Source organism: Pseudomonas sp. RA_15y_Pfl2_54 (genome assembly GCF_963971015.1).
Taxonomy (GTDB): domain Bacteria; phylum Pseudomonadota; class Gammaproteobacteria; order Pseudomonadales; family Pseudomonadaceae; genus Aquipseudomonas; species Aquipseudomonas baetica_A.
Genome location: NZ_CAXAPN010000005.1, coordinates 98,076 through 112,717, shown reverse-complemented (window position 1 = coordinate 112,717; position 14,642 = coordinate 98,076). Strand labels below are relative to the sequence as shown.

The 14,642-nt window shown below is 60.8% G+C and carries 15 protein-coding genes; 7 read left to right on the top strand and 8 right to left on the bottom strand.

The features are described from left to right. Positions 1-14 precede the first annotated feature (14 nt). The 6 genes from araG (at position 15) to AACY50_RS05315 (ending at position 6,971) form a co-directional block, all read left to right on the top strand. Positions 15-1,559, top strand: coding sequence for an L-arabinose ABC transporter ATP-binding protein AraG (araG, locus tag AACY50_RS05340; RefSeq protein ID WP_339431083.1), 1,545 nt, complete (start codon positions 15-17; stop codon positions 1,557-1,559). A gap of 12 nt (positions 1,560-1,571) precedes the next feature. Beyond that, positions 1,572-2,540, top strand: coding sequence for an L-arabinose ABC transporter permease AraH (gene araH, locus AACY50_RS05335; RefSeq protein ID WP_339431084.1), 969 nt, complete (start codon positions 1,572-1,574; stop codon positions 2,538-2,540). 183 nt (positions 2,541-2,723) lie between these two features. Further along, positions 2,724-3,437 carry a GntR family transcriptional regulator gene (locus tag AACY50_RS05330; RefSeq protein ID WP_339431085.1) on the top strand — a complete coding sequence of 238 codons (714 nt, stop codon included), beginning with the start codon at positions 2,724-2,726 and terminating at the stop codon, positions 3,435-3,437. Continuing rightward, on the top strand, positions 3,434-4,432 hold the full coding sequence (locus tag AACY50_RS05325) for an ADP-ribosylglycohydrolase family protein (RefSeq protein ID WP_339431086.1): 999 nt from the start codon (positions 3,434-3,436) through the stop codon (positions 4,430-4,432). The genes AACY50_RS05330 and AACY50_RS05325 overlap by 4 nt, the downstream gene beginning before the upstream one ends. Positions 4,433-4,591: 159 nt before the next feature. Continuing rightward, positions 4,592-6,058: a purine-cytosine permease family protein gene (locus AACY50_RS05320; RefSeq protein ID WP_339431087.1), complete on the top strand. Its 1,467-nt coding sequence runs from the start codon at positions 4,592-4,594 to the stop codon at positions 6,056-6,058. Continuing rightward, complete coding sequence (locus AACY50_RS05315; RefSeq protein ID WP_339431088.1) at positions 6,051-6,971, top strand: PfkB family carbohydrate kinase; 921 nt, start codon at positions 6,051-6,053, stop codon at positions 6,969-6,971. The genes AACY50_RS05320 and AACY50_RS05315 overlap by 8 nt, the downstream gene beginning before the upstream one ends. 39 nt (positions 6,972-7,010) lie before the next feature. Here the strand turns inward: AACY50_RS05315 and AACY50_RS05310 are convergent, their stop codons facing one another. From AACY50_RS05310 to AACY50_RS05300, 3 genes are all read right to left on the bottom strand, one after another. Then, positions 7,011-7,268, bottom strand: coding sequence for a hypothetical protein (locus tag AACY50_RS05310; RefSeq protein ID WP_221729325.1), 258 nt, complete (start codon positions 7,266-7,268; stop codon positions 7,011-7,013). A 44-nt stretch (positions 7,269-7,312) separates the two neighbouring features. Continuing rightward, positions 7,313-7,639 (bottom strand): hypothetical protein, encoded by a 327-nt coding sequence (locus AACY50_RS05305; protein WP_339538269.1) that lies wholly within the window; start codon positions 7,637-7,639, stop codon positions 7,313-7,315. A gap of 97 nt (positions 7,640-7,736) precedes the next feature. After that, positions 7,737-8,390 (bottom strand): HD domain-containing protein, encoded by a 654-nt coding sequence (locus AACY50_RS05300; protein ID WP_339431090.1) that lies wholly within the window; start codon positions 8,388-8,390, stop codon positions 7,737-7,739. A 151-nt stretch (positions 8,391-8,541) separates the two neighbouring features. Here AACY50_RS05300 and AACY50_RS05295 point away from each other — a divergent pair, with 151 nt between their 5' ends. Beyond that, positions 8,542-9,021, top strand: coding sequence for a GNAT family N-acetyltransferase (locus tag AACY50_RS05295; RefSeq protein ID WP_339464899.1), 480 nt, complete (start codon positions 8,542-8,544; stop codon positions 9,019-9,021). Between the two features lie 66 nt (positions 9,022-9,087). On the opposite strand, the gene AACY50_RS05290 is transcribed toward AACY50_RS05295, so the two are convergent. The 5 genes from AACY50_RS05290 to AACY50_RS05270 all read right to left on the bottom strand — a co-directional run bounded on the left by AACY50_RS05290 (position 9,088) and on the right by AACY50_RS05270 (position 14,632). Then, complete coding sequence (locus AACY50_RS05290) at positions 9,088-10,080, bottom strand: LacI family DNA-binding transcriptional regulator (RefSeq protein WP_339431092.1); 993 nt, start codon at positions 10,078-10,080, stop codon at positions 9,088-9,090. Positions 10,081-10,155: 75 nt separating this feature from the next. Continuing rightward, positions 10,156-11,625 (bottom strand): glycoside hydrolase family 32 protein, encoded by a 1,470-nt coding sequence (locus tag AACY50_RS05285; protein WP_445261471.1) that lies wholly within the window; start codon positions 11,623-11,625, stop codon positions 10,156-10,158. A gap of 29 nt (positions 11,626-11,654) precedes the next feature. Continuing rightward, positions 11,655-12,800, bottom strand: coding sequence for an ABC transporter ATP-binding protein (locus tag AACY50_RS05280; RefSeq protein WP_339431094.1), 1,146 nt, complete (start codon positions 12,798-12,800; stop codon positions 11,655-11,657). A gap of 27 nt (positions 12,801-12,827) precedes the next feature. Then, a complete protein-coding gene (locus AACY50_RS05275; RefSeq protein ID WP_339431095.1) occupies positions 12,828-13,670 on the bottom strand; it encodes a carbohydrate ABC transporter permease in 843 nt (280 codons plus the stop codon). Further along, on the bottom strand, positions 13,667-14,632 hold the full coding sequence (locus tag AACY50_RS05270; RefSeq protein ID WP_339431096.1) for a carbohydrate ABC transporter permease: 966 nt from the start codon (positions 14,630-14,632) through the stop codon (positions 13,667-13,669). The genes AACY50_RS05275 and AACY50_RS05270 overlap by 4 nt, the downstream gene beginning before the upstream one ends. Positions 14,633-14,642: the final 10 nt, after the last annotated feature.

Genomic DNA, 14,642 nt, shown 5'->3' with positions numbered 1-14,642 from the left:
GATGAGGTGGCTTTATGCACGCGCAAGTACAGACACAAGAACACAGCATGGGCGCCAGCCTGCGCTTCAACGGGATCGGCAAAACCTTTCCCGGCGTCAAAGCGCTGGATGGCATCAGTTTCGTCGCGCATCCGGGGCAGGTTCATGCCTTGATGGGCGAGAACGGCGCCGGCAAATCGACCTTGCTGAAAATCCTCGGTGGCGCTTACATCCCGAGCAGCGGTGAGTTGCAGATCGGCGACCGGACGATGGCTTTCAAATCGACTGCCGACAGTATCGGCAACGGTGTCGCGGTGATTCACCAGGAGCTGCATCTGGTGCCGGAAATGACCGTCGCCGAGAACCTGTTTCTCGGGCATCTGCCGGCCAGTTTCGGTTTGATCAATCGCGGTGCGCTGCGCCAGCAAGCCTTGAGTTGCCTCAAAGGTCTGGCTGACGAAATCGATCCGCAGACCAAGGTCGGTCGCTTGTCACTCGGTCAGCGGCAACTGGTGGAAATCGCCAAGGCGTTGTCGCGCGGCGCCCATGTGATCGCGTTCGACGAACCCACCAGCAGCCTCTCGGCCCGTGAGATCGACCGCTTGATGGCGATCATCGGCCGTCTGCGCGACGAAGGCAAAGTCGTGCTTTACGTTTCCCATCGCATGGAGGAGGTGTTCCGCCTCTGCGATGCGGTAACGGTGTTCAAGGACGGCCGCTACGTGCGCACTTTCGACGACATGAGCCAGTTGACCCACGATCAACTGGTGACCTGCATGGTCGGGCGCGACATTCAGGACATCTACGATTACCGCAATCGTCCACGCGGTGCCGTGGCGCTGAAGGTCGACGGTTTGCTCGGCCCGGGCCTGCGTGAGCCGATCAGTTTCGAGGCGCACAAGGGCGAGATTCTTGGCTTGTTCGGGCTGGTCGGGGCAGGGCGCACCGAGTTATTTCGTTTGCTCAGTGGACTTGAGCGCCACACCGCCGGACGCCTCGAACTGCGCGGCCATGAACTGAAACTGCGCTCACCGCGCGACGCGATTGCCGCCGGGATCCTGTTGTGTCCAGAGGACCGCAAAAAGGAGGGCATCATCCCGCTGGCCAGCGTTGCCGAGAACATCAACATCAGCGCGCGCGGCGCCCATTCGGGTCTCGGTTGCCTGTTGCGCGGGATGTGGGAGAAGGGCAACGCCGACAAGCAGATCAAGGCGTTGAAAGTCAAAACGCCCCACGCCGGCCAGCAGATCAAATTCCTCTCCGGCGGCAATCAGCAGAAGGCCATTCTCGGCCGCTGGTTGTCGATGCCGATGAAGGTTTTGCTGCTCGATGAACCGACTCGCGGCATCGACATCGGTGCCAAAGCGGAGATCTACCAGATCATCCATAACCTCGCCGCCGACGGTATTTCGGTGATCGTGGTGTCCAGCGACCTGATGGAAGTGATGGGGATTTCCGACCGCATTCTGGTGCTCTGCGAAGGCGCCCTGCGCGGCGAAGTCAGCCGCGAACAGGCCAATGAATCCAACCTGCTGCAACTGGCTTTGCCGCGCCACCGCGCTGACGGCGTGGCGAACTGAGAGGTGACTATGATGACAACCCAAAACGAAACCCTGCCCACCGAGCGCAAACCTTTGGACATGCGGCGCTTCCTCGATGACTGGGTCATGTTGCTGGCAGCGGTGGCCATCTTCGTCGCCTGCGCCTTGCTGATCGACAACTTCCTTTCGCCGCTGAACATGCGAGGGCTGGGCCTGGCAATTTCCACGACCGGCATCGCCGCCTGCACCATGCTCTATTGCCTGGCGTCGGGGCATTTCGACTTGTCGGTGGGGTCGGTGATTGCTTGCGCCGGGGTGGTGGCGGCGGTGGTCATGCGGGACACCGACAGCGTGTTCCTCGGGGTCAGTGCGGCGCTGTTGATGGGCCTGATTGTCGGCCTGATCAACGGGATCGTGATTGCCAAGTTGCGGGTCAACGCGTTGATCACCACGCTGGCGACCATGCAGATCGTGCGGGGGCTGGCGTACATTTTTGCCAACGGCAAAGCGGTGGGCGTGTCGCAGGAATCGTTCTTTGTTTTCGGTAACGGCCAGTTGTTCGGCGTGCCTGTGCCGATCGTGATCACCGTCGTTTGTTTTGTGTTTTTCGGCTGGCTGCTCAATTACACCACCTACGGTCGCAACACCATGGCCATCGGTGGCAACCAGGAAGCGGCGTTGCTGGCCGGGGTGAACGTTGATCGCACCAAGATCATCATCTTTGCCGTGCACGGTTTGATCGGTGCGTTGGCCGGGGTGATTCTGGCGTCGCGCATGACCTCCGGGCAGCCGATGATTGGTCAGGGTTTCGAGCTGACCGTGATCTCGGCGTGTGTGCTGGGCGGGGTATCGCTGAGCGGCGGGATCGGCATGATTCGGCATGTGATTGCCGGGGTGTTGATTCTGGCGATCATCGAGAATGCGATGAACCTGAAGAACATCGATACGTTCTACCAGTACGTGATCCGTGGATCGATTCTGCTCTTGGCTGTCGTAATCGACCGCCTCAAGCAACGCTGACCCCCTCATCCTTGTGGGCGAGAGCCTGCTCGCGAAAGCGCTGAATCAGTCGCCGGAAATATTGACTGACCCGACGTCTTCGCGAGCAGGCTCGCACACAATGGACCGCAGCTTTCCCGCCTTCTGTCCAATCTCCAAAATTCCCCTTGCTTGGTCATGCCCGTTTCGGGTATCAATTTGTACATGATTAGACAGGTACGATTTGACAAGAAACAACGGGTGGTCGACGAACTCGTCCGGCGCATCGAAAGCGGCCTCATGGAGGACGGCGTTCTGTTGCCCGGCGAACATCAGTTGGCTCAAGAATTCAAAGTCAGCCGTGGCACATTGCGCGAAGCGCTCGCCGAACTGAAGCGGCGCAAGTACATCGCCACGCAAAGCGGTGTCGGCTCCATCGTCACATTTGACGGTGTGGCGCTTGACCAGCGCAGCGGCTGGGCGCAGGCACTGGCCGACAGCGGGGCGCTGATCAACACCCAAGTGTTGCGTCTGGAAGCCGTGACCCGGCCCGACTTGCTGGCGCGTTTCGGTACCGACCAGTTCATCACCCTCGACCGCCGTCGTCGCTCCAACGATGGCACGCTGGTGTCCCTCGAACGCTCATTGATGCCGGCCACCGGCGGCCTGGAAAGCCTGCCGCGCGTCGGTCTGATCGACAACTCCCTGACCATCACTCTGGCCGCCTATGGCTATATCGGCGAACGCGGTGATCAGTGGATCGGTGCCGAACCGTTGAATGCCGAAGATGCCGAGTTGCTTGGCCGCCCGGTGGGCACGGTATTTCTCAAGGCCCTGCGCACCACCTACGACCGGCAGAACCGTTTCATGGAGCAGGTCGAAAGCCTGCTCGATCCGGTGCATTTCCGTCTTCACCTGCAGTTTGGAGAGTCGAAATGACCACGCTCAACCGTGCCCTCGGTGCTTTTTATGGCTTGGCCCTCGGTGATGCGCTGGGCATGCCGACGCAATCGCTGAACCGCGAAACGATCAAGGCCCGCTTCGGCCAGATCACTGATCTGCAGGATGCCGGCCCGCTGCAACCGATTGCCGCGAACATGCCCAAGGGGTCAATCACCGACGACACCGAACAGGCGATTCTGGTCGGCCAGTTGCTGGTCGAAGGCAACGGTCGCATCGAGCCTGCGCTACTGGCGCAACGACTGATCGAGTGGGAAGCCGAGATGCAGGCCAAAGGCTCTCAGGACCTGCTCGGCCCATCGACCAAGCGCGCCATCGAAATGATCCTCGCCGGCCATTCGCCGGAAGAAGCTGGGCGTTACGGCACGACCAATGGCGCGGCGATGCGCATTACCCCGGTGGGGATCGCGGCGAATGTCGCCGACCCTGAGCGCTTTATCGCGGCGGTGGTGCAGGCCTGTCAGGTTACCCACAACACCACGCTGGGCATCTCCAGTGCGGCGGCGGTGGCCGCGGTGGTGTCAGCCGGGATCAATGGCATGGATCTGGGCGAGGCGTTGAACCTCGGCCAGCAGATCGCTCAGCAAGCGCAATCTCACGGTCACTGGGTGGCCGGTGGGCGCATGGCTTCGCGTATCAGTTGGGCGCGCACCATCAGCGTCGACAGCGACAAGGCGCTGCTGGCCGATCTGCTCTACGACGTGATCGGCACTTCGGTGGCCTCGCAAGAGTCGGTGGTGGTGTCGTTTGCGCTGGCGCAGCAAGTGGCCGTCGGCGAGATGAGCGCGTTTGATGCGCTGTGCATGGCGGCCAGTCTGGGCGGCGACACTGACACCATCGCAGCGATGCTCGGGGCGATGCTCGGGGCCTGCCTGGGTCTTGAGAGTTGGCCTGCGCCGATGATTGCAACGGTCAAAGCCGTCAACGATCTGGAGCTTGAGCCTTTGGTGCAAGGGCTGTTGGCCCTGCGCTGATTGAACTGACGCCATCGCGGGCTTGCTCGCGAATGGATCACCGCATTCTTGAATTTTCAACCCGTAATGGATCGCACGGACAGGCCCAGGACGGCCAGGGATGTCTAGTTGTTTCGCGTCATTGCCACAACCACAAAAAAGGCAAACAGGAGCACTTTCATGAGTTCATCAAACGTCGGGCAAAGCGCCGGGCAACTGGAAACACGCGGCATCGAACCGGTCCCGGAAGCCGAGTGCAACGGCCACCCGCTGCAATTGTTCTGGGTCTGGTTCGCGGCCAACATTTCCATTCTCGGCTTGCCGCTGGGCGCGACGCTGGTGGCATTTCGCGGGTTGGCGATCTGGCAGGCGATCATCGTCGCGATCATCGGTGCCGCCGGTTCGTTTGCGGTGGTCGGGATCATCTCCATTGCCGGTCGTCGTGGCCGCGCGCCGAGCCTGACCTTGTCGCGGGCGATCTTCGGTGTGCGCGGCAACATCGGCCCGACCCTGGTCTCGCTGATGTCGCGTCTGGGTTGGGAAACCGTCAACACCACCACCGCCGCATTCGTGCTGCTGTCGCTGTGTTCGATCCTGTTCGGCTCGCCGGTCGAGGCAAAAAGTGCCCCGCTGCTGACGCTGATCTTCATCGCGATTTTCGTGCTGCTGACCCTGTCGGTTTCCGGTCTTGGCCACGCCACCTTGCTGGTCATCCAGAAGTGGGCGACCTACGTGTTCGGCGCGCTGAATATTCTGGTCGGCGGTTTCCTTTGCGCCACCATCGACTGGAGCGCGGTGTTCAACGCCACGCCAGCGCCGATGAGCGCCATGATGATCGGTATCGGTACCATGGCCGCCGGCACCGGGATCGGCTGGGCCAATGCCGGCGCCGACATGTCGCGCTATCAGCATCGCAGCGTCAACGCCGTGCGTCTTGTGGCGTCGGCGGCGTTCGGTGCGGGGATTCCGCTGGTGTTGCTGATCACCCTCGGCGGGCTGTTGTCGGTGGGCAATAACGACCTGGCATCGGCGACTGACCCGATCGTGGCGATCCGCGACATGCTGCCGACCTGGATGGCGGTGCCGTACCTGATCACCGCATTCGGTGGCCTGCTGCTGTCGAACAACCTGTCGGTGTACTCCGCCGGATTGACCACGCTGACCCTGGGCCTGAAGGTCAAACGCGTCTACGCAGTGGTGGTCGACATCGTCGCAATCTTCGCCGGTTCGATTTACTTCATGCTGATCGCTGACAGTTTCTACGGCCCGTTCATCACCTTCATTTCCCTGCTGGCGGTGCCGATCACCGCGTGGGTCGGGATCTTTGTGGTCGACCTGATCCATCGTCATTACTACAGCCCCCAAGACCTGCTCGACGTCAGCCCGAGCAGCGCCTACTGGTATCAAGGTGGGATCGAGTGGCGCGCATTCGGGGCGTGGGCGATGGCCATCGTGCTGGGTTTCAGTTTCACCACCATTGGCACCACCGCCGAAAACGTCTGGTTCAAGGGCTTCCTGTCCGATTCGTGGCTGGGCCACAACGGTCTCGGCTGGATCGTGACGTTCGTGGTGGCCGGTGGCATTTACTTCCTGCTCGGCGGGGCGAAAGATCGCCGCGCCGCGCTAGTCGAGAATGCTCATGCCTAAGATGTTGCACACCGGCCAGGTCATCATCGACCTGGTCATGGCCGTGGAAAAACTGCCGCAAGTCGGCGGTGACGTGCTGGCCCAGTCTGCCGGTTTCGAGGCCGGCGGCGGCTTCAATGTGATGGCGGCGGCTGTGCGTAATGGTCTGCCGGTTGTCTATCTCGGTCGTCACGGCACCGGGCGTTTCGGCGATCTGGCGCGTGATGCGATGAACGCTGAAGGCATTCACATCGGCATCAGCGCACCGGCGCAACGCGACACCGGTTTGTGTGTGGCGCTGACTGATGCTTCGGCCGAGCGCAGTTTCATTTCCTACATCGGTGCTGAGGGTGAGGTGACCGAGGCCGATTTGAACAGCGTGGCGGCCGAGGCGGGCGATTACGTCTATCTCAGCGGCTACAGCCTGCTGCACGAAGGCAAGGCCCAAGCCTTGCTCGACTGGACGCTGGCATTGCCGGCGTCGATCAGTGTGGTGTTCGATCCGGGGCCGCTCGTCGAATCGCCGGACTCGCCGCTGATGCAGGCGTTGTTGCCGCGCATCGACGTGTGGACCAGCAACAGCCTCGAAGCGCGGCGCTTTACCGGGGCTGAAGAGATTTCTGTTGCGCTTGATCGCCTCGCAGAATTCCTGCCCAGCGAGGTGCTGATGGTGGTGCGCGACGGGCCGCAAGGGTGCTGGTTTCAGCAGGCTGGCGAGCGTCGTCATGTCCCTGGGTTTGCCGTGAATGCGGTGGACAGCAATGGTGCCGGGGATGCCCATGCCGGGGTCTTTGTGGCCGGGTTGGCGCAGGGGCTTTCGGCATTTGACGCCGCACGGCGGGCGAATGCGGCCGCCGCATTGGCGGTGACTCGTTGGGGGCCGGCAACCGCGCCGCAGAGTGCTGAGGTGGATGCGTTGATCAGCGCAGGCTGATTCGGCCGTCCGCCGCACGTGCGGCGAACGGCCCGGCGACTACTGCAGATCCAGCTTGCGCGCCGCTTCAACCCCGGCGGCACTGAGCTTGATCGGCAGGTGCAGCGAATGTTCGCCAGCCTCGTTGCACGTCACATGACCATGGTGAATCAGCCCGCGATCCTGCAAAGCGGCGAGGGCACTGGCCACGACTTTCTCCCCGCGATAATTGTCCAGCACCTCTTTGCCCAAGCCACTTGGGTGGGCGTGCAGCAGGCGAGTGAGGACTTCTTTTTCCAGGTTTTTATCGACGTTCATGGTTACCTCTTCATGGATGTGAATAGGACGCTCGCGTCGGCGAACTACTGGCTGGAACCCTCGGAGCCCGAACCACCGGTGGTGGTTTTCGAACTCGCGCCGGCACCTGAGTTCACAGGTGGCACCGGGTTGCCGGACGTTCCGCCCTGACGTCCAGGATCGTTACCCTGGGTGCGCGGGTCGGTGCCGGTGGCTGGCGGAGCAACGTTGACGCCTGAACCATCGGTATTCATGCCGGGGGTACTCTGGATGGCGGGGGCTTTGGGGTGTTCGACCGGATCGGTCGGGGCGGTTCCTGTAGCGGTGGCGGCGAATGCCGCGGGGCAGAGCAGGGCGGTGAATACGAGGGCGGTCAACCTTGACGGGATCATAGGGCTTCTCCAGTGATTGAAATCCTTACCTGTCGTTGGTCTGCCCTCGAATCGGATTGGTGCCTGATGAGCGACGAACGGTCGAGCGCGATTGCACTCAGGCGACGCCGATTTCTTCCTTCAATTGCTCCATGAAACCCTTAAGGCGTTGATGACGGATCAGCGCCAGACGCTGACCGGCGGCGGTCTGGAAACCGTCGGCGAGGTGCAGCAGTTTGGTCTGGAAATGATCGAGGCAGAAGCGTGTGTCGTCGTAGTTGCGTTGTTTCGCTTCGGGATCTAGCGGGTCGTAAAGCGCCGAGCCCATGCGCCCGGCGACATAGAACGTGCGAGCGACGCCGAGCATGCCCAGCGAATCGAGACGGTCGGCGTCCTGGACGATTTTTGCTTCGAGGGTAAGCGCGGCGATGTTGGCGGAAAAACTGTGCGCCTCAATGGCGTGGGCAACCGCGGCGATTTTTGCTGACGGCCAGTTCAGTTCTGCCAGCACCGTTGACGCTTTTTCCGCCGCCAGACGCGAGGCCTGCGAGCGCTGCGGCGAGTTCTTTTCGATGGCCACGCAATCGTGCAACAGCGCCGCGGCCAGCATTATTTCAAGATCCCCGCCTTCCTCGGCCTGCAACGTACGCACGTTGTGCCAGACCCGCTGCAGGTGCGCGAGGTCGTGAGCACCGTCGTCTGAAGGCTCAAGGGCGTGGGGCAGTAGATCCGTTGCCAACGTCGCCAGTGGTACAAAAGCGTTAGGGTTCATTAGCATCCTTTGAGGTGAGCGCTATTGTTGTGGGCGCGGCGTTAAATCATCAGCTGCCCGGCCCTGCCAAGGTCAAGCGTTGAATTGCCATGTGACGAGCGCTCCGTCGCGCCTTAGTATGGCGCTTTCCAATTTCCAACAAGGCCCGTCCATGTCGATCGAAATCCGCCCGGCGACCCCCAGCGATGCACCGCAGATCCTCGCCTTCATCACCGAACTGGCAGATTTCGAAAAGGCCCGCCACGAAGTCATCGCCAGCGTCGTCGACATCGAACGCAGCCTGTTCGGCGAAGGCGCCACCGCCCATGGCCTGATTTGCCTGCGCGACGGCCTGCCCATCGGTTTCGCCGTGTTCTTCTTCAGCTATTCGACCTGGCTGGGCAGCAATTGCCTGTACCTCGAAGACCTCTATATCACCCCGGAACAACGCGGTGGCGGCGCCGGCAAAACCCTGTTGCGCCATCTGGCAAAAATCGCCTGTGACAACGACTGCGGCCGCTTCGAATGGAGCGTGCTCGACTGGAACACCCCGGCCATCGACTTCTACAAATCCCTCGGCGCCCAACCACAGGAAGAATGGGTGAGGTATCGCATGGATGGCAAGGTGCTGCGCGAGTTCGCCGAAGGCTGAACACCGATGGGGACGTGACAGACGAATGGCCAATCGAAAGCAAGCGGGTGTGCTATCACCTAATGCTTATAGTGATGCCCTGATCACCAATGGACAATCAACTGGCTGGGCTCCCGATTCGTCGAGGGACTCGATCAGGTGCCGGGCAGCCTTGCGACCGATCTCGTAGTACGGCAGTTGCACTGTGGTCAGCGGCGGGATGAACAGCTCAGCAATACCGATCATGTTGTCGTAGCCGAGAACGGCGACATCGTCGGGAATTTTCAGGCCACGGCCCAACAGTAACTGATAGGCACAAAAGGCAATGCGGTCGTTGCCACAGATCAGAATGTCGAACTGGGGACGACCCTCAATGATGTGCCGGTCGAGGATGGCGGCGGCTTCACCATAGGCATCATGATCGCAAAGGTCGTATTGCAGGACTGCGTCAGGCGCAAGGCCAAATGCCTGGCAGGCACGCTGCAAGCCTTTTTGTCGCAGGTCCCAGGCCAGACTCTGTTTTGGCAGATTGATACACAGAGGGCGCCGATAGCCTTGGCTCAATGCGTGATGTACAGCGCGATACTGCCCCGTTTCGTCGTCGGGCACATAACTCACCAGGCGACTGTCATCCGCCAGGCAATTGGCAAGTACCAGTGGTTTGCTCTTCAAACGCTCGGGAATGCACACCTGGCGAAAGCCCATGGCGCTGAAGATCAGCCCGTCGGGACGGTGCGACAACATCAGGTCGATGTTTTGGTCGGTGGGTGGGTTGCTCAACAGGTTGAGGATGAACACATTCCAGCCCGCCTGCTGCGCGGTCTGTTCAATGGACAGCAGCAACTCGACGGCAAACGGTGTGGTCGCGGTGTCCAGCGCGAACACACCGATGGTTCGCGACTGGAGGTTGTCGCCGCGCATTTTGCGCGCCGACAAGCTCGGTACGAATTGCAGTTCATCGATGGCGCGACGCACCCGCAGAAGGGTTTCGGGGCTCAGTTTTTCCGGGTTGTTGAGCGCTCGAGAAACCGTCATCAGGGACACGCCGGCCAGCAGTGCAACGTCTTTCACTGAAGTCATGTCAGGCGAAACCGATCAGATTGACGCAGAATCATGACACATCGCCCGCGCTTCTCGCGACTCGAGTGACGCTGCTCATAGCCATCCCGAGGCGAGAGGCCATGCCCTGGTAATCGAGACGCGCCCGCCACTGCCGCTTGCAAGAAGCTTCACGCCAAGACTGTCGGGCTTTGGGTAGAGGCGACTGCTGAGGCTGAAGCGCCCGTTTTCGTCGAACACCTCAATCGATGAGCGATCGAGGAACACCCGTAGTTCCAGTCGCGCTTGTGTCGGGTCTATCGACACGCTGCGTTGACCTGTGACTTGCGTACCCGAGCGGCTACGGTCAAGCACCAGACGCTGCAGTGACGCATCGTAGTAGAGCCGCGTTTCTTCCTGGCCATCGACGCTGCAGCGCAAGGCGATGCCCAGGTGGCCGTCGGTGCAGCCGAGCAAGTCCAGATGCACATGGATTTCGAGCATATCGCCATTCACTTCTGGCACCCACCGGGCTCCCGACTCCTCCCACCAAAGCGTGCCCGGTAATGGCGCTGTGCGCAGAGCGGTGAGCTCCCGTGCCGGAAACACGCAAAGGCGATCGGCGCACAGTTCAAGTTCGCGTGGCAAACCGAGCATGCCGCACCAGTGATGGGCCTGGCTCGGCATCGGGCTTTCCCACATGTCGAGCCATGCCCACACGAGGCGCCGGCCATCGGCGGCCAATAGCGTTTGCGCGGCATAGAAATCGTGGCCGTTATCCAGCTCGATAAAAGGCCCGCCAGTGAAGTGCCAGTCGCTGTCGAGTCGGCCCACTCGGTAACCGGTCTGGTACTTGTTGAGTCGGTCGTAACCTTGGGATGACATGCCTTGGGGGGAGTACAGCAGCACATCGCGTCCGTTCAGTCGAAACAGATCCGGGCACTCCCACATATAGCCATCGCCCTCGCTGCCGCTGGATACATAGTCAAGGAACTCCCAAACGTGCAGATCCGTGGAACGGTACAGCGGGAGCAGCGGCCTATCGCCCAGGCGTGCGCCGGCAATCAGGTACCAATAGTCATCCTCCTTCCATACCTTGGGGTCACGAAAGTGCATGATCGTGTCTTGCGGCGCGGTCTCGATGACGGCGCCATGCTTGACGAACCGGATGCCATCGGTGCTGGTTGCCAGGCACTGCACTTGACGGATCAAGCGCTCGTCACCCACTTCCCCCAGCCAGGTGTGTCCGGTGTAGATCAGTGCCAGGGTATCTGCGCACACCACAGCGCTACCGGAAAAACATCCGTCACGGTCGAAGTCATCGCCCGGTGCCAGCGCTATGGGTAGGTGCTGCCAATGAACGAGATCGGCACTCTTGGCATGACCCCAATACATCGGGCCCCATTTCGCTTCGAAGGGGTTATGTTGATAGAAAACGTGATATTCGCCCCGAAAGTACACGACCCCGTTAGGGTCGTTCATCCAGCCTGCCGGGGGGGCAATATGATAACCGGGTCGATAATCCTGGATGACGCGGGACAGGCCATCACTCAGCGCACGCTGCGCAAGGTCAAGGGTGCAAGGCATTGGATCGCTCAGGGTCTTCAAAGACAAGGTCATAGGGCGCGTGCTCGTACCGGGCGCAGAGGGACGCCGTCGGGCAGGGTTTCAGTGGCTTGAGGATGGCGCTTCAAGGCTGCGCCGTCGGCGTCGAACAGGTGCAGGTTGTCGATGTCCAGTTGCAATTCGACCCGATCGCCCACCTGCCAACCGGCGCTGACCTCACAACGACAGGTCAGCGGCTCGTCCTGACCGGTATCCAGGTGCACATAGGTTTCGCTGCCCAGGTATTCGACCCCGGTCACGACGACGCCGGCGGTTCCATCCGCCGCCTTGAGCGAGACGTGCTCCGGACGAATTCCGAGGCTCAACTGCGTGCCCGCCGCCAGGTTCGAGCTGTCGAAGGGCAGGGCGGTCATACCCAAAACGGCGGTGTCGATCAGGCTGGTTTCGCCCGGCGCATGCAGGCGCGCCGCAAGGAAGTTCATTTTTGGCGAACCGAGAAAACCGGCAACAAAGCGACTGGCCGGGCGCTCATAGAGTTCGCGCGGTGAACCGACCTGTTCTACGCGACCGCCATTGAGCACCACAATTTTGTCAGCCAGGGTCATCGCTTCCACTTGATCGTGGGTGACGTAGATCATGGTCGAGGCCAGTCGATCATGCAGCCGGGCGATTTCGTTGCGCATCTGCACACGCAAGGATGCATCCAGATTCGAAAGCGGCTCATCGAACAACAAAATGTCCGGTTCGCGCGCCATGGCTCTGCCCATGGCCACACGCTGACGCTGCCCACCGGACAGTTCTTTTGGCTTGCGTTGCAGCAGTTTGTCCAATTGCAGGATTTGCGCGGTTTTCAGCACGCGCTCGCGCAGGCTGCTCTTTTCAGTCTTGGCCAGTTTGAGACCAAAGCTGATGTTGTCGTAGACGCTCATGTGCGGGTACAGCGCATAAGACTGAAATACCATGCCGACGCCTCGCTCGCGCGGTTCCAGGTCGTTGACCCGTCGCCCGTCGATCAGCAGGTCGCCGCCGCAGATCGAATCCAGTCCGGCGATCAATCGCAGCAGGGTCGACTTTCCGCAGCCCGAAGGGCCGACGAACACCACGAATTCACCCGCCGCGATCTCCAGGCTGACGTCGCGCAGAATCCGTACGCCGCCCAGTTGTTTGTTCACGTTGTCCAGTTTCAATTTGATCATGATGCTGTTCCTTGTCTTTGTTGGGCATCAACCCTTTAACGCGCCGGCAGTGAGACCGGAAACGATTCGGCGCTGGAAGATCAGCACCAGAATCACCAGTGGGACGGTGACCACCACGGAGGCGGCCATCAACAATCCCCAAGGCAACTCATGGGGGCTGCCGCCGGAAATCAAAGCGATGGCGACTGGCACGGTGCGTTGGGTGTCGGTGAGGGTGAAGGTCAGGGCAAACAGGAACTCGTTCCACGCGGCGATGAAGGCCAACAAACCCGTGGTGACCAGTGCGGGCCATAGCAACGGCAACAGCACTCGGGTCAGCGTGACCCAGGGCGAGGCGCCATCCATGATTGCCGCTTCTTCCAGTTCATGGGGCAGTTGGCCCATGAACGTGGTGAGCACCCAGACGGTGAAGGGCAGGGTGAAAATCGTGTAGCTCAGGATCAACGCCAAAGACGTGTTGTACAGACCCAGGGCGCGGATCACTTCGAACAGCCCCGACAGTACGGCGACTTGGGGAAACATCGACACGCCCAGAACCATCATCAATACCGTGCCACGTCCACGGAATTTCACCCTTCCCAAGGCATAGGCGGCGGTCAGGCTGAGGAACAGCGCCAGTGTCACTACGCACAACGCAACCACCAGCGAATTACCAATCGCCCGCAGGAATGAGGCTTGGTGGAGTACCGTCGTGTAATTGGAGAAGTCGGGAGTTTCGATCCAGTAGCTCACCTCGAACAAGGCGCTGGACGGCTTCAGCGACGTCACGATGGCGTAGTAGAAAGGGAAGACCGCATACAGCAGCAACACCCCGATCAGGCACCAGAACCCGAGACGCAGCAGGGTTTTTTTCAGCAGGCGCGGGCTCATGAGCGGACCTCCAGTTGACGGCGTCCGAGGTACAGGTAAGCCATGGCGATTACCGCTACGACCAGAAACAGCAAGGTCGAAGCGGCGCTGCCGTAACCGACGTCCTGAAACTCCACCAGGTGTTGGCGGGCATAGACCGACATGCTCATGGTGCTTGATGAGTTCGAGGTCAGCACATAGATGACGTCGAATACCCGCAAGGAGTCGAGGATGCGGAAGATGGCCGCCACCAGCAGAGCAGGCATCAACAGTGGCAGCGTGACACGCCAGAACACTTTCAGCGGATGAATGCCATCGACCCTGGCGGCTTCGTAACAATCGCTCGGCAACATCTGCAAGGCCGCGAGCATCAGCAGCGTGACAAAAGGCACGGTCTTCCAGACGTCGACGATGATCACCGCCCACATCGACAGATCTGCATCGGCTGTCCAGGCCAGAGGCGCATCGATCAGGCCGAGGCTCAGCATCAGGTGATTGATGATGCCGAACTGGTCGTTAAGCATCCATGACCAGATCTTCGCCGAGACAATGGTTGGAATCGCCCAGGGAATCAGAATCAACGCACGCACCAGCGAACGGCCGGTGAACTTGATGTTCAACAGCAACGCCACCAGCAGCCCCAGGACGACTTCCAGTCCCACCGACACCACAGTGAAATGCAACGTATTGCGCACCGCATTCCACCATTGCGGATCGACCAGGATGCCCGACCAGCCGGCACTGCTGTGAAACAGATAATTGCTCAAGCCGACAAAGGTTGCATCGCCCGTCTCGGCCAGGCTTGCGTCGGTCAGGCTAAACCAGAATGTGCGCAGCAGCGGCCAGGCCGCCACCAGGGCCAGGCACAGCAACATCGGGCTCAGGAATAGCCACGCGGCGCGAACGCGACGGCGTTGTACCGGCGTTTCCCGAGTGAGCAGGTGCTCTTCGTCGCCGGGGGCGAGTGTAGTGGAGGCAGACATGGTGATTTCC

What these genes read in the sequence shown, in the direction of transcription:
- araG (WP_339431083.1), top strand. Translation starts at nt 15, where the DNA reads ATGCACGCGCAAGTACAGACACAAGAACACAGCATGGGCGCCAGCCTG.
- araH (WP_339431084.1), top strand. Translation starts at nt 1,572, where the DNA reads ATGACAACCCAAAACGAAACCCTGCCCACCGAGCGCAAACCTTTGGAC.
- AACY50_RS05330 (WP_339431085.1), top strand. Translation starts at nt 2,724, where the DNA reads ATGATTAGACAGGTACGATTTGACAAGAAACAACGGGTGGTCGACGAA.
- AACY50_RS05325 (WP_339431086.1), top strand. Translation starts at nt 3,434, where the DNA reads ATGACCACGCTCAACCGTGCCCTCGGTGCTTTTTATGGCTTGGCCCTC.
- AACY50_RS05320 (WP_339431087.1), top strand. Translation starts at nt 4,592, where the DNA reads ATGAGTTCATCAAACGTCGGGCAAAGCGCCGGGCAACTGGAAACACGC.
- AACY50_RS05315 (WP_339431088.1), top strand. Translation starts at nt 6,051, where the DNA reads ATGCCTAAGATGTTGCACACCGGCCAGGTCATCATCGACCTGGTCATG.
- AACY50_RS05310 (WP_221729325.1), bottom strand. Translation starts at nt 7,268, where the DNA reads ATGAACGTCGATAAAAACCTGGAAAAAGAAGTCCTCACTCGCCTGCTG.
- AACY50_RS05305 (WP_339538269.1), bottom strand. Translation starts at nt 7,639, where the DNA reads ATGATCCCGTCAAGGTTGACCGCCCTCGTATTCACCGCCCTGCTCTGC.
- AACY50_RS05300 (WP_339431090.1), bottom strand. Translation starts at nt 8,390, where the DNA reads ATGAACCCTAACGCTTTTGTACCACTGGCGACGTTGGCAACGGATCTA.
- AACY50_RS05295 (WP_339464899.1), top strand. Translation starts at nt 8,542, where the DNA reads ATGTCGATCGAAATCCGCCCGGCGACCCCCAGCGATGCACCGCAGATC.
- AACY50_RS05290 (WP_339431092.1), bottom strand. Translation starts at nt 10,080, where the DNA reads ATGACTTCAGTGAAAGACGTTGCACTGCTGGCCGGCGTGTCCCTGATG.
- AACY50_RS05285 (WP_445261471.1), bottom strand. Translation starts at nt 11,625, where the DNA reads ATGCCTTGCACCCTTGACCTTGCGCAGCGTGCGCTGAGTGATGGCCTG.
- AACY50_RS05280 (WP_339431094.1), bottom strand. Translation starts at nt 12,800, where the DNA reads ATGATCAAATTGAAACTGGACAACGTGAACAAACAACTGGGCGGCGTA.
- AACY50_RS05275 (WP_339431095.1), bottom strand. Translation starts at nt 13,670, where the DNA reads ATGAGCCCGCGCCTGCTGAAAAAAACCCTGCTGCGTCTCGGGTTCTGG.
- AACY50_RS05270 (WP_339431096.1), bottom strand. Translation starts at nt 14,632, where the DNA reads ATGTCTGCCTCCACTACACTCGCCCCCGGCGACGAAGAGCACCTGCTC.